Genomic DNA, 13,863 nt, shown 5'->3' with positions numbered 1-13,863 from the left:
AGACGAATAGTTCTCACACAGACATGCCGCAGACTCATAGCAAAATAGCCACATGCGCATTCGTTCCCCCTCCCTGCATGAGTTGCATGCCTTCGCTTCGGCGGCCCGACACGGCAGCTTTTCCAAGGCTGCGGAAGACCTGTGCGTGACTCAAGGCGCCATCAGCCGCGCCATCGCCCGGCTCGAAGAGCACTTGGGTCAGACCTTCTTCTTTCGGCAGGCACGCGGCATCGAACTCACTGCCAGCGGCCGAGCCTACCTGGACCTGGTCGGACCGGCCTTGCAGACCCTGGAGTCGGCCGCCATCGCCCAGCGCGTGCCAGCGGCCACCACTCGCTTGCGCCTGTCCGTCGCCCCCACCTTGGCGATCAAATGGTTGATTCCGCGACTGGCCGACTGGCAAGCGCTGCACCCTCAGATCACCTTGTCGTTGGCCCCCTACCAGCACGATGAAGACTTCAGCAGCCCCGACATCGACGCCTGGCTGCGCCCTGGCGAGGACGATTGGCCGAACGGCATCGCCGCCGACTACATCGTCGGGCGCGAGATCGTGGCGATTTGCCACCCCAAGGAATTGCGCGGCCGCCACCCATTGCGCGAGCCGGTCGATCTGCTCAGCCGCCCTTTGCTTTATCACACCAACTATCCGAACAATTGGCGGGTCTGGCTGGATGCTGTAGGCGTGAGCAATATGTCGCTGACGCCCAGCGCAGACTTCGAACAGGTGTCCATGCTCGTGCAGGCGGTGATGGCCGGCCTGGGCGTGGCCATCGTGCAGCGCTGCTTGATCGACGAAGAGCTCAGCAGCGGCCGCATCGCCATTCCCTTCGACCGCCCCATTTCCATCAAGCGCGGCTATATGCTTTGCACCCGGCGCGCCAGCCACTCGAACCGAGCTTTGCAGCAGTTGCATCAATGGTTGAAAGCGCAGGCGGCAGCCAATCACCCCAAGCCCGTGATCACGGGCAACGCTTAGGTGGAGCCCGCTTTCATCGCTCGCTCATACAAAGCCACCAAACGGCTGATGCGCGACACCGACAAGTCCAACTGCTGAGCCAGAGCAGTCATCGCATACCCTCCTTCGGTATGCGCGCGGTAAAGCGCTTGTTCGCGTGAGGCGCTGCCCCTCAACCAATGAGCCCAGTCCAGGCGATTGGCCTTGGCCTTGGTTCGAGAACCCAATGGAGCCGGGCGCGCCGTGGGAACCGCAGCCGCGTGCTGCGCCAACATCCGGCGAGCAAAGGCCGCATCGCCTAAAAAGATCTGCCGCTGCACCTGACCAGGCCAGAGCTGCAAGTCCGGCTCAGCCGCCACCAGCTTGGCATAGCGCTGTGCCGCACGACGACGGTCGGCCGCTGAATTCAAGGCCTGTCCCGCCACATAGCGCCACAAGCCCTCGGTATCCAACCAGTCTGGCGCTGCCTCTAGCCCAATATGCGCGCGATAGCTGGACCATGGCCAGGCTTCCACCGCCTTCACCAAACCCATTCTCAGCGGATTGAGCTCGACATAGCGGCAGGCATCCAAGAGGTAGCGATCGCGGTCCACCACGAGAGCCTTGAACCGGCCATGGAACAACTCGCCGTTGCCGCCGTGGCGACGGTTGTGGTGCTGGGTGTAGACGCCGTTCAAATGCCGCATCAAACGCGACAAATTGGCCGCTCGTGTGTAGAGCAGCAGGTGATAGTGGTCTTGCAACAGGCTGTAGGCCAAGACCTGGGCATCAAAACGATGCATGGCTTGGGCCATCAGATCGATCAGCCCTTGGCGATCCAAATCGTCGGCAAAAGCCTGCTGCCCCGCTTCACAGCGGGCGCTGATGTAATAAACCGCGCCAGGAAATTCGATGCGTGGAGGGCGAGCCATGCATCAACTTAGGCGACGCACTCTCAAAAGGCAAGGCCTGACCCCATTCAGCAAAATGAAACTGCAGCCTTGGGGGTCAGATCTTGCCTGCGGCCTGCATAGCAAGCTTCAGGGCTCAACGCTTGGCGTGCAAGCCTTCCAAAACCTTCAGCACAGCGTCGTCGCCCATGTTTCGTGCGTCCGCCAACTCACCGCCATTGGTCGCCTTGATGACCTCCCCTTCGCGTGACAACACCGCCACGGCGGGAATGCCCTTTTTTAACGACACCCCGATTTGCGCCGCGAGGTCGGTGTTGCGATCAAAACGGCCCACATTCACCTTCAACACCACCAGGCGCTGGTCCACATGTTCGGCCAGAGAACCCGAGGACATCTTGCGATCGAGCGCCAAGCAGTCACCGCACCAATTAGCACCAAATACCAGCAAGACATTCTTGTGCTGAGCCTGCGCGCGCGCCAAAGCCAGATTCAACTCAGCACGCGCATCGGCGGCTTCGTTGTAGACCGTCTTCACGCCTGCACCAGCGCTGGGCTGAGCCGGGCTAGGCTGCTGGGCATGGGCTACGAAACAAGACGCAACGGTGAGCGCCAAGAAAGCGAGAACTTTTGTTTTCATGATGTGCGTGAGAGCAGAGCAGTGGCACGCAGTTTGCCATGTCGAATAGGGTACAAAGCGAAGCTTGTTCAATCCCACCGGAAAGCCGACACGATGGCTGGCGCAAGTCTTTTAGCCCTGCTCGACGACATCACCTCCGTCCTTGACGATGTGGCCCTGCTCAGCAAGGTGGCCGCGAAAAAAACCACCGGTGTGCTCGGCGACGATTTGGCGCTCAATGCCCAGCAGGTCAGCGGCGTCAGGGCCGACCGAGAACTCCCAGTCGTTTGGGCGGTCGCCAAAGGCTCGATGCGCAACAAAGCCATTCTGGTGCCTGCGGCACTGGCCATCAGTGCTTGGGCGCCTTGGGCTGTGGTGCCGCTGTTGATGGTGGGCGGCGCCTACCTTTGTTTCGAAGGCTTCGAGAAGCTGGCCCACAAATACTTGCACAGCCCCGCAGAGCAAGAGGCTGCGCAACATAGTTTGGACGCTGCCTTGCTGAATGCAGAACAAGACTTGCGCAGCTTCGAGCGCGACAAGATTCAAGGGGCGATACGCACCGACTTTGTCTTATCAGCCGAAATCATTGCCATCACTCTGGGAACGGTGGCGGATGCCAGCTTTGACAAGCAGGTGATGGTGCTGAGCGCCATTGCCGTGCTCATGACGGTGGGGGTTTACGGCCTGGTAGCCGCCATCGTGAAGTTGGACGACGCCGGCCTCTATCTCAGCCAACGCAAGGGCGGCGCTACGCAGGCCCTGGGCCGTGGCCTGTTGGCCCTGGCTCCGTGGATGATGCGCGCCTTGACGGTGGCCGGTACGATTGCGATGTTCCTGGTGGGCGGCGGCATTCTGAGCCACGGCGTGCATGCACTCCACGAGTTGCCGCAAAGCCTGGCGCCCCTGCTAGGCCCAGCAGCGCCGCTGGCGTCTTTGCTGGTGGATGGTGCGGTCGGGCTGCTGGCTGGCGCGATCTGCTTGCTGTTGGTCAGCATCGGGCAGAAACTCTGGGGCCTGCTGCGCCCCCATTGACCGGTCAAATACAGCAGTTCAGATCAGGCGTTAGGCGCAGGCAGCCCAAGTCAAAGAATCAGCGTTCAAAACCACACAAGGTTAGGATGACGAGATGAAGACTCACACGATTGAAATCCAGAAGTTCAAGGTCGCCTCGAACAACACCCACGGTCAGATGATGTTCAAGGTCGATGCCTTGGTCACGCCGAAGGCGCCGGTCGAAGGCATCGAACCCAGCACCATCATCACGCTCAGCGAAGCCAATGCCCGCGTGCTGATGGCCTTGCTGAAAAAGCAATTGCTGGAATTCGACAGCAAAAAAGCGCGCAGCCGCTTCTGATGCGACAGACTGCGACAATCAAGCATGGAATATCCCCAATACGACCCCAAGTCTGACAACCTGCCCCTCTCCGATGAGGAGTTGTCGACACTGGACGACATGCTGACCCGGTTGCCCACCGAAGCCAGCATGAATATCGAAGCACTGGACGGCTACTTGGCCGGCCTGCTGCTGAGCCCACAGGCCTTGGCCGAACTGCCCGGCGCCGCCTGGTTGCCCACCGTCTGGGGCGGCGATGGTGAAGACCTCGAGGCCGCCGGCAAATCTGAGAACTACCCCTTCGTCAGCGGCAAGCAGCGCAAGCGGGTGATGCTGCTGGTGCTGCGTCATCTGCGCTCGATTGCCTGGCAATGGGCCGCCAAACCAGAGCTGTGGGAACCCATCTTCAGCGTGGCCGAAAGCGACGAAGAAGGCCAAGACGATTTGACCGATGCCGAAGAATGGGCCATCGGTTTCTTGACCGCCGTTGACTTGGCGCCCGATGCCTGGGCGCCACTGTTTGACGACGCGGCTACCGGCCCGCTGCTGGCGCCCATCGCCTTGCTGGGCGGCGACGACTCGCAGCTGAGCGAAGCCGATCGCGCCCGCCTGAACGACCCGATTGAGCGCGATGCGCTCAGCCGCGCCGTGCTCGACAACGTGCTGCAACTCTGGGCCGCACGCAGCAAGACCTGACCCTGTATTTGATGTATCGATGGTTGCTTTGAAGTTCTTCCGTCCGCGCTTGCTGGCGCTCAGCTTGGCCGCGGGCCTGCTGAGCGCCTGCGGCACCACCGTGGTCAACCCGGTCACCGGCCAAGCCGAGCGATCGGTGATGGACGAGGCCAGCGAGATCGCGGAAGGCCGCAAAGCCCATGAGCAAGTGCTCAAGGAATACACGCCACTGGCCAATCCCAAGCTGCAAGCCTATGTGAATGAGATTGGCCAGAAGCTGGCTGCGGCCTCGCACCGCAGCCATCTGCAATGGCACTTCACAGTCTTGGACAGCCCCGAGGTGAATGCCTTCGCCCTGCCCGGCGGCTATGTCTACATCACCCGCGGCATCATGGCCTACCTGGAGAGCGAGGCCGATTTGGCCGGCGTGATCGGGCATGAGATTGGCCACGTCACCGCGCGCCACGGGGCGCAGCGCGCGACGCGTCAACAAACCGCCGGCTTCGGTGTCTTGGCTGCCAGCGTGCTCGGCGCAGTGCTGGAGTCGCAAGGCTTAGGCGGCGCTGGGCAGATGTTGGGCCAGGCCTCGCAAAACGTGGCGGCCGGCTATATCGCATCCTATGGCCGTGAGCAAGAACTGCAAGCCGACGGCCTCGGCGCTGAGTATCTTGCCCGCACCCGCTACGACCCCAAGAATATGGTCGAGGTGATTCGGGTACTGAAGAACCAAGAGCGCTTCGCCGCCGAGCAGGCCCGTCTGGAGGGCCGCGCCGCGCCCTCAGGCAGCAACTGGCTGGCCTCGCATCCTAGCAATGACCAACGCTTGGCCCAAATCAGCCAAACTGCACGCAACTACGCCAGTGACGGCGAAACTTACCAAGACGAAGGTCGGGCGCGCTACCTGACGGCGATTGAAGGCATCGCCTTTGGCGAAAGTGCCGACCAAGGCCTGAGCCGGGGCCAGAACTTCTACCACCCAGCACTCGGCTTCGCCATCACCGCCCCGGCCGGTTGGAAGATTCAAAACAGCGCCGAGGCGCTGCTCCTGGTCAACCCCGAGCAAGACGCTGGCCTGATCCTGCGCCCGGCCCCGCCCAAGCTGAGCGGCAGCCAAGACCAGATGTTGAAGCAGCTGCTGCCCCAGGCCGAACAGATGCAGGTGGACCGCCTGAGCCTCAACGGCCTGCCGGCCAGCCACGTGAATGCGGTGGTGCGTAACGCGCAGGGCCAGCGGCAAGGGCTGGAGTTTAGCTTGATCGGCGGACCGAACAAGAACAACTATCTGCTGCTCTACCGCGCCCGCGATGCCAACGCCATGGCCAGAGCCTCACGCCGAATGCAAGAAGCGGAAGCCAGCTTCCGCGCCATGTCGCCAGCTGATCGCACCGCAGCCCGCCCCTGGCTGCTGCGCAAGACCACCATGCCGGCAGGGGGCTTTGCCCAGCTGGCCAAGACTTCCCCCTTGGGTGAAAGGGCCGAAGCGCAGCTGCGTTTGCTCAACGGCGCCTTGGACCGCGAGCCGAAACCGGGTCAAACCGTCAAGGTCGTGGCGCTGGGCAACTAGCGCAGCAAAGCGGCGCGCCGCCGTGCCGCACCCGCCAAGAGCCCCAAGCCCAGCAGCATCAAGGCATAGCTTGAGGGCTCAGGCACTGGCACGGGCGTCAGCAAGAAAGCGCGGGTATCGCCGCTCAGCGTCTTGCCATAACCAACAATTTGACCGGCATCGTTGACGGCTGTGGCCAGCTCCAGGTAGGCAAAGCTCCCCAAGCCACCGAGCACGGCGCCATTCAGATCCAACCAACTGCTGCCCGACCACAGCGTTGCATGCTCGACCGCGTTATTGCTCAGCCAGGCGCCGCCCACCACCCAATCGTTCTTGTTGATGCCGCGCGCTTCGCTGGCGTCACCACCCAGAGTCCCCAGGTCAATCATCTGGCCGTTCTTCCACAAGACGCCGGTGGTGAAGTTCTGGTTGTTGTCTTTGTCGGCATAGCCGATCACATGGCCTTGCGCGTTGATGCCCCATGCGGAGCTGTAGGTTCCGCCACTCAAGGTTCCCAAGTCGGTGACCGCCCCATTGGTCCACAAAGTGGCATGGGAAGTGACATCACCGCTAAGCCCTGAATCACCGACGATTTGGCCGGCATCATTGAGGGCCCAAGCTCCGCTGACGCTGCCCCCCAGGCCAGGCAAACTGCTCATCACCCCATTCACCCAGCGTACGGCTTGGTTGGTGCTTTGCCCCGCCACGGTGCCGCTGGCATTGACGGCCACAGCCATGCTGAAGCTATTGCCAGAGCCCAAATCTGTGGGCGAGCCAGGACTCGCGGCCGGCCATTGGATACCGTGATAGGACAACGCCCCGGTGGTGTAGCCCGACCCGACCACGGTTCCCGCTGCATTGATACCGTAAGCGATGCTGCCGTAAACGCCGTTGGCATCCAAGGAGGGCAAGGCTGTCATGCTGCCTGCCGTCCAGATAAAGCCATATTCATGCGGTGTTGGTCCACCGGTATTGCTAACGCCAACGACCTGCCCCGCGGCGTTCAGGCCAAAAGCCATGCTGGAGGCATGGGCCGCCCCAGATTGGCCCAAGGTGCCCAGCTCGGTCAGCTGAAAACTAAAGGCATGGGCCGCAGAAGCAGCCGATAGCGCACAGGCCAAGAGCAAAAGGCGAGGCCCAGACTTGCTGGTGAAGGATGTGTGTTGCATTGGCTTGACTCCCTGAAGACCCATCGGAAGAGACTGAAACGAGGCCGCCAACTACCTGAAACGCCTTTGAGCAAACGCGCATGTTTCACACCAACAGCCGATGGAGCCTCGTTCCCCACCACGGCCAGGGCGGTGCACTGATCTTCGGTAGGAATGCCTCAAGGGTCAAGAAAGAAAAAAGCCCGGAACCAGTCCGGGCTTCAATTAAGGCTTTTAGGGATTGCAACTCAAGGCTTGGTGCGGCCCAGATGCTGCAACCAGAAGGCTTCGTACTTGCGGTGCCAGCCGACGGTCTTGACCGCGCCGCCCATGCCGTGCTCGCCTTCGGGGTCGAGGAAGAGGTCCACCAAGCCCTCTTTGCCTGACTCCAAGAGTGCGCGATAGACGTTCACCGTGTCTTGATACAAGACGTTAGGGTCCATCATGCCGTGCACCAGCAGCAGCGGCTTGCGCAGGCCCTTGGCCATGGGAATCAAGGAGTACTTGCGCAGATTGGGCTTGCTGCGATCGACCTTGCCGATGGTGCGGCCGCTGTACCAGCTGTTGTAGTTCTCCCATTCGGTCGGGCCTGCACCGGCGATGCCGGCGGCGAACAGATCGGGCTTGCTGTACAGGGTGTACTGCGTCTGGAAGCCGCCAAAACTCCAACCGTTCAGGCCGACGCGCGCGGGGTCGATGCCGAAGTCTTTGCTCATCAGCGCGTGCAAGTCCTCCAGGTCCTCGGTCTGCGGCAGGCCAGCCTGTTCCCAGTTGGCGTCCGAGAAGCGCCGGCCGTAGTTCGAGTGTCCGCGCGAATCAATCGTCACCATCACATAGCCATGCTTGGCCGCCATATACATGGCGAACATATAGGCGCTGGGCTGGAAGCTATCGGCTTCGACCGAATGGCGGTCATTCAAAGGGCCACCATAGATATAAACCACGGCCGGGCGTTTGTCTGAAGCCTTCCAGCCTTGCGGCTTGAAGACATAGGCCGGGATGCTGTCGCCATGGCGGTTCTTGAAGCTGAAACGCTCCGGGCGCAGCACGTCGATTTGGCCCCAGGCCTTGTCGTGGCTGTCGGTCAAGACCTTGGCCACCGGCTTGCTCGGCTGCGCCGCGTTGATCAACTTCAGCTCGGGGCGCGAAGCCCAGTGGCCGGCATTGGCGGCCACCCATTGGCCGTCATGCGAAACCGCTGGCGTGCGGTGATAGTCCGCCGCATCGCCCAGGGCTTGCATGCTGCCGTCGGCCAGCGTGACGCGGTACAGATTCATGGCCGCCAAGTCGTCCTTATTGGCCAGCACGAACAGAGCCTTGCTGTCGGGCGTGAAGCCTAAGACCTGATGCGCTTCAAACTCACCTTTCACCAACGCACGCAGGCTGCGCGACGCAATGTCCAAGGCATAGGGTTGGCGGAAGCCCGCCTCATCCAGGGTCAGGACTAGGGTCTTGCCATCGGGGGTGAACTGGGGCTTGACCACATTGACCACCTCGTGGCCCACATCGCCGCGACGCTCCAGCACCATTTCTGGCTTGGCGCTTTCGTCGGCATTGCCGATGTAGACGCGCAGCAGTTCTTTCTCTCGCTCCCAGGTGCTGAAAGCATAGCGGCTGCCATCGCGCGCCCAGGCAATCGGGCTGAGTTCAAACCAGACATCGCCGCCTGCGTTGGTAAAGACCGGTGCGGGCTGCTTGGCCGGGGCGCCTTCAGCGCCGGGCACCTTGCGGATATAGATCGCCAAAGGCTTGATCTGACGCTTGTCATCCGAGACCTCGCGGTCCACCTTCTTGGCGGTGGCAAAGCGCTCGGCATAACCCATGATCTCGACCTTGCGGCCGGCAGGCTCCGCGGCCGGCTTGCCTTCTTCCGGCGCCTTCAGCGGCGCACGTCCGACCAGGGCCATCCAGCGACCATCTTCGCTGATGGTGGTCGACTCAATGCTGTACTTTTTGTCTGCGTCATCCGGGTGAATCAGCTCACGGTTGATGACCTGCACAGCACCCGCATTGAACTTGGCGCGCAGCACGCGCTTGTCGTCCATGAAGACATAGCCCTGATCATCCGCGGTGTAAGCCACCATGCGCAGATCGCGCTGCGTCAACTGCAGCGGCTGTAGGCTGGCCTCGCCAGCCACCCAGCGGAACAAGCTACCGCGGTACTGAACGATCAGCTCGTCCTTCTTGTTAGCCCACACCACCTGGGCGGCGCCAGGGTAGAGGTCGGTCGGTTTGAGCTTTTCCTTGGCGAGCTTCTTCTTCAGCTCGTCGCGCCATTCCCAAAGCTCTTTGTCTTTCTCGGGCTTGTCGGCCGCTGCAACCGCAGACGCTGCCGATGCGGCTGGGGCCGCCGCCAAGGGCTTGCCGGCGCGCTTGGCGGCCAAAGCCTCGGCGGCGCGCTTTTCGGCTTCCGCCTCGGCCTTGTCGGCCGCTTTTTGAGCATCCTCGCGCGCCTTTTTGGCGGCGAATTCTTTCTTCACCAGCTCCAGCTGCGCGGCTTCCCATTGGCCCAGGTCCACCTTCTCGCCGCGCAGATAAGCGACCTGCGCCTCTTCCTTGGCTTGGCGCTCGGCCAACTCGCGGCGCTTTTGCTGCAGCTTTTTGTCGAAGCGTTCCAGGTCTTCCGGCGCATCGAAGGCGGCCATGATGGCCGGCGAAGTCAGGCGCAAGGTCTTGCCGGTCTTGCTGTCATGCACATACAAGTCGCTGCCGGGCTCGCCGAAGGGGTTCCACAAATAGGCCAGATACCGGCCGCTGCGGCTGAACGTGGCCTCCTTGGCGTTCTCGCCACGGTAGGGCTCGGCGCGGAACACCTGCTCCAGGCTAGGCGCAGCCGTGCTCAGGGCTGGCGCCGCTGCGAGCGGCTGGGCGACCACCGCCTGAGCGGTGATGGCGCCGATCAAGGCGAGCACAAAGCAGCTGGTGGCTGCGATCTTTTTCGGTGGGGGAGTAAGAAAGCGCAATCGGATCTCCGAACGAGCCCAAGGTCAGGGCGCGCGAATTTTACGGGGCCCGCACTTGTCAGACCTTGGTCATAGCAAGTCGCAAGCGTAGATCGGCGAAACTTGCGTCATGAGCTTCTCCATCTCCAGCCTGTTCGCCGTCATCGTTCTGCTGATCTGCTTGTTTATGGGTGTGCGCATGCTGCTCAAGCCGCAGCAACAGCGGCAGATCGACGCCCGCCTGAGGCGCATGCAGTTTTTGCTGCTTCAGCAGTTACAAGGCCTGAAGCGCAAGGCCCAGCATCGTCCGAATAAAAAGGCAGCCTCCGCAGAGGCGGAAGCCGCCATCCGTCGCGCCCAGAGCAAGGCTCGCGGCGCCAACAAGCCCGAGGGCAGCTGGGAAGGCAATGTCTACAAGCCCAAGCGTTTTGGCGGCAAGGCTGACGACTCAGGCGCCGATGGAAGCGAAGAACAAGACGAAAAAAAGCCGCGCAATCTGCACTGAGACTGCACGGCTCTTTGACTCAGTGGCTGGGACTAGGCCCCAAGCACAGCTAAACCCTGTAATCAGGCCTGGCGACGGCGCGCCAAAGCGCCCACGGCCAACAAGCCAACGACCATCAGCGCCCAAGTACCGGGTTCTGGCACGGCAGTGACGTAATTGCCCAGTTCAGCGGCGTCGATGGTGTAGGCATGCAAGACGCCGGGCAGCAGCTTGTAGCTGCCGTCGGTCGGCACGCTGCTGGCAGCGCCGGTGCAACCGGTGGTCTGGCCCAGTGGGCACTGGATGGAGCCCATATAAGGATCGGCATCGCCAAAGCGGAAGTAGACATCCAACTGCTCACCGCTGGCGTTTTGCGTCACGCTGTAATCGTTGTCGGTGCCCGCCAAGATCAGGTACTTGCCATTGGCCAGCTTAGGCCCAATGGCCAGGCCTTCCCACTTCTCAGGCGACTTGTTTCCCAGGGCGGCCAGGGTGTTGGCGTCCAGGTCCAAGATCTGACCCGACTTGCTGACCTTGGTGTAGCTGCCGGTGCTCAGATTGATGCTGGACACATCGCTGGCGCCGTTCAGATCGATGCGATAGACCTCTTTGTCGGCCGTGGCGAACTCGGCGCCCACGCCCACACCCCGGTTGTTGCGCTCCAGCACATAAAACTCGTGGTCATTGATGGCCACCAGGGCCGAGATGCCCTGGCCTTGACCGCTGCGCTTCATTTGGTAGGCGTACTGCGCCACCGCCGTGCCGGTTTCGATGTCGAACTTGACGATGCGATTGACTGAACCATTGCCGCCGCCCTCGTCCAGCATGGCGCTTTGCAACATGGCAAACGCGTACTTGCCATCGGGGCTGATGGCCAAGCCTTCAAAGCCGCGGTTGGTGCGCTTACCCGCGGTGTTGCCGGAGTCATCAGCGTAGTTGGCAAGGCCGGTGCTGCCATTGCGCGGGATCAGATTGGCGGGCGTGGTGAAGGTGCGCAGCAACTCGCCGCTGCGGTTGAACTCCCGCACCGAGGGGCCGTACTCGTCAGAAATCAGGAAGTTGCCGTTCTTCGGATTGATGACCACGCCTTCTGGGTCATGGGCCAGACCCAGCTGACTCTTGGGGTTAGGCGCAATGCCATTCAGGCCTTGCGAGCCACTCTTGAATACCACCGTCTCGGCGATTTTGAAGTTGCTGATCGCGCCGGTGTTTTGGTCCACGTCCAGCGTAAAACGCTGCACCCGGGTGTCGTAGTTCAAAGTGCCGCCGCCAGGGCCGCGATCCGACAGGCCCCACCACTCATTGCGGTTGGTGTCGTAATAGATGTCAGAGAAATAGCCGAGGCGACCGTTGTTGACGCTGCTGCCGCCCGACAAGTCCAAGGCTGCGCCGTCCAGCGCCAGGCCGTTGACGAAGGAAGGGGCGGCCTGAGCGGCCATGCCAGAGCATGCCAAGAGCACGGCAGCCGATGTGAGACGGAGAGTTGAAATCATGGTGCGGAATTCCCAACAGAGTCGCTAAGCAGCCGCGCAGGCTAGGCTCGCGATATGACAGAGCCGTGACAACCCCCTCGGATGAGGGTTGTTCAAGCCCCAAGTCCCATTCGGTTCTCACGCGGCCGAGTCGCAAGACCCGCAGGCACAATCTTGAGTCGAGGCGGGCGCTGAAATCAGCGCGCCACAAACGACCCACAACAAGGCGCACTCCTCCATGCAAGGACTCTTTTCCATTCTCATCATTGCAGCCGTGGTCGCATGGGGCTTGGTTGCGCCGATTGAAATGGACGCCTTTTTCAGCGGCGCGCTGAAGCAGCTGACGCGCAATTTCGGCTGGCTGTATTTGTGGGTGGTGCTGGGCTTGGTGGTGTGCTGCCTGAGCCTGGCCTTTGGTCGCTACGGACAACTGCGACTCGGACGAGACGACGAAGAGCCGGAGTTCTCTCGCGCCGCTTGGTTCGCCATGCTCTTCTCCGCCGGCATGGGCATCGGCCTGGTGTTCTACGGCGTGGCCGAGCCGCTCTCCCACTTTCTGAAGCCCCCACCCGGCATTGCGCCGCAGAGCGTGGATGCCGCCAACGCCGCCATGCGCTACAGCTTCTTTCACTGGGGCCTGCACCCTTGGGCCGTTTACAGCATGGTCGGTTTGGCGATCGGCTTCTTTCAGTTCCGACGCGGCCGACCGGCCTTGATCAGTTCGGTCACCGATGAACTGGCATGGTCCTGGGCCAAGGCGTTGGGCCCGGTGATCAATGTCTTGGCCGTCGTGGCTACGGCCTTCGGCGTGGCCGCCTCGCTGGGCGTGGGCGCCTTGCAAATCAATGCAGGTCTGGCACGACTTTTGGGCCTGCCCATCCAGTTGAACGTGCAGCTCAGCATCATCGCCGTGACCACCGCCTTGTTCCTGGCCTCGGCACTCAGCGGCATAGGCCGCGGCGTGAAATGGTTGTCCAGCGCCAATTTGCTGATCGCCGCCGCGCTGGCCCTGACGGTCTTCATCCTCGGTCCCACCGTCGCCATCATCGACACCTTCACCAACAATCTCGGCGCCTACCTCAGCGAGTTCGTGCGCATGAGTTTGCGCATGACGCCCTTCAGAGACAGCGCCTGGGTCAGCGACTGGACGGTCTTCTACTGGGCTTGGTGGATTTCTTGGTCGCCTTTTGTCGGCGTCTTCATTGCGCGGGTTTCGCGCGGCCGCAGCATCAAGGAGTTCATCTTAGGCACCATGCTGGCGCCTACGCTGGCGGCTTGCCTGTGGTTCTCCATCTTCGGCGGCACCGCCTTGCATATGCAGATCTTCGAGGGCGTGCCCATCGCTGCAGCGGTGCAGTCCAATGTCGCCACCGCATTGTTCAGCGTCTTCGATGCCCTGCCCTTGGGCGGCTTGATGAGCGTGGCCGCCACGCTGCTGGTCATCGTGTTTTTTGTGACCTCAGGCGACTCGGCCACCTTGGTGCTCAGCATGATGAGCAGCGGCGGCAAAGCGGCACCGCATGCGGCGGCCAAGCTGATGTGGGGCTTGCTGGTGGCCGCCATCGCCGCCAGCCTGCTCAGCGTCGGCGGGGTCAGCGCGCTGCAGACCGCCACCATTGTGTTTGCCCTGCCCTTCACCCTGGTCTTGGTCTTGCTGGCCATTGCGCTGTGGCGAGGCGTAAAGGCCGACCATGACGCACTGATGCAAAAGGAACGCTTGTTACGTCGTCGCCTGGAGGCATTGGCCAAGCAAGACTAAAGCCTCTGCGCAAGGGCCTCAGGCCGCCTGCCAAGTCGACCCGCGC

At 61.9% G+C, this 13,863-nt stretch carries 12 protein-coding genes; 7 read left to right on the top strand and 5 right to left on the bottom strand.

Annotation, left to right across the window (positions count from 1 at the left end):
* Positions 1–52: 52 nt before the first annotated feature.
* Positions 53–976 carry a LysR substrate-binding domain-containing protein gene (locus LNV06_RS22285; RefSeq protein WP_263540508.1) on the top strand — a complete coding sequence of 308 codons (924 nt, stop codon included), beginning with the start codon at positions 53–55 and terminating at the stop codon, positions 974–976.
* Here LNV06_RS22285 and LNV06_RS22280 read toward each other — a convergent pair.
* Both LNV06_RS22280 and LNV06_RS22275 read right to left on the bottom strand, forming a co-directional pair.
* Entirely contained in the window at positions 973–1,866 is an 894-nt protein-coding gene (locus tag LNV06_RS22280; protein WP_263540507.1) for a transposase, read from the bottom strand. The two genes, LNV06_RS22285 and LNV06_RS22280, sit on opposite strands and share 4 nt — an antisense overlap.
* A 115-nt stretch (positions 1,867–1,981) precedes the next feature.
* Positions 1,982–2,482, bottom strand: a complete 501-nt coding sequence (locus tag LNV06_RS22275; RefSeq protein WP_263540506.1) for a thioredoxin family protein — start codon at positions 2,480–2,482, stop codon at positions 1,982–1,984.
* 93 nt (positions 2,483–2,575) lie between these two features.
* On the opposite strand from LNV06_RS22275, the gene LNV06_RS22270 reads away from it, so the two are divergent.
* The 4 genes from LNV06_RS22270 (at position 2,576) to LNV06_RS22255 (ending at position 6,033) form a co-directional block, all read left to right on the top strand.
* The gene (locus tag LNV06_RS22270; protein WP_263540505.1) at positions 2,576–3,493 is read left to right on the top strand and encodes a DUF808 domain-containing protein; all 918 of its coding nucleotides are present in this window, start codon (positions 2,576–2,578) and stop codon (positions 3,491–3,493) included.
* Between the two features lie 94 nt (positions 3,494–3,587).
* Positions 3,588–3,815: a hypothetical protein gene (locus tag LNV06_RS22265; protein ID WP_263540504.1), complete on the top strand. Its 228-nt coding sequence runs from the start codon at positions 3,588–3,590 to the stop codon at positions 3,813–3,815.
* A gap of 24 nt (positions 3,816–3,839) precedes the next feature.
* Positions 3,840–4,490: a UPF0149 family protein gene (locus tag LNV06_RS22260; protein ID WP_263540503.1), complete on the top strand. Its 651-nt coding sequence runs from the start codon at positions 3,840–3,842 to the stop codon at positions 4,488–4,490.
* Between the two features lie 19 nt (positions 4,491–4,509).
* Positions 4,510–6,033, top strand: a complete 1,524-nt coding sequence (locus tag LNV06_RS22255) for a M48 family metalloprotease (protein WP_263540502.1) — start codon at positions 4,510–4,512, stop codon at positions 6,031–6,033.
* On the opposite strand, the gene LNV06_RS22250 is transcribed toward LNV06_RS22255, so the two are convergent.
* Positions 6,030–7,181 (bottom strand): PEP-CTERM sorting domain-containing protein, encoded by a 1,152-nt coding sequence (locus tag LNV06_RS22250; RefSeq protein WP_263540501.1) that lies wholly within the window; start codon positions 7,179–7,181, stop codon positions 6,030–6,032. The two genes, LNV06_RS22255 and LNV06_RS22250, sit on opposite strands and share 4 nt — an antisense overlap.
* Before the next feature lie 227 nt (positions 7,182–7,408).
* Complete coding sequence (locus tag LNV06_RS22245) at positions 7,409–10,123, bottom strand: S9 family peptidase (RefSeq protein ID WP_263540500.1); 2,715 nt, start codon at positions 10,121–10,123, stop codon at positions 7,409–7,411.
* Positions 10,124–10,232: 109 nt separating this feature from the next.
* On the opposite strand from LNV06_RS22245, the gene LNV06_RS22240 reads away from it, so the two are divergent.
* Positions 10,233–10,607 carry a hypothetical protein gene (locus LNV06_RS22240; protein ID WP_263540499.1) on the top strand — a complete coding sequence of 125 codons (375 nt, stop codon included), beginning with the start codon at positions 10,233–10,235 and terminating at the stop codon, positions 10,605–10,607.
* 62 nt (positions 10,608–10,669) lie between these two features.
* Here LNV06_RS22240 and LNV06_RS22235 read toward each other — a convergent pair whose 3' ends face one another.
* On the bottom strand, positions 10,670–12,079 hold the full coding sequence (locus tag LNV06_RS22235; protein WP_263540498.1) for an esterase-like activity of phytase family protein: 1,410 nt from the start codon (positions 12,077–12,079) through the stop codon (positions 10,670–10,672).
* Between the two features lie 217 nt (positions 12,080–12,296).
* Here LNV06_RS22235 and LNV06_RS22230 point away from each other — a divergent pair, with 217 nt between their 5' ends.
* Entirely contained in the window at positions 12,297–13,817 is a 1,521-nt protein-coding gene (locus LNV06_RS22230) for a BCCT family transporter (protein ID WP_263540497.1), read from the top strand.
* Positions 13,818–13,863: the final 46 nt, after the last annotated feature.

Origin of the sequence: Paucibacter sp. Y2R2-4, from assembly GCF_025717535.1 — a bacterium.
Taxonomy (GTDB): domain Bacteria; phylum Pseudomonadota; class Gammaproteobacteria; order Burkholderiales; family Burkholderiaceae_C; genus Paucibacter_A.
Note: the sequence above shows the minus strand (reverse complement) of the source record. Positions and strands in the feature narration are given on the sequence as shown.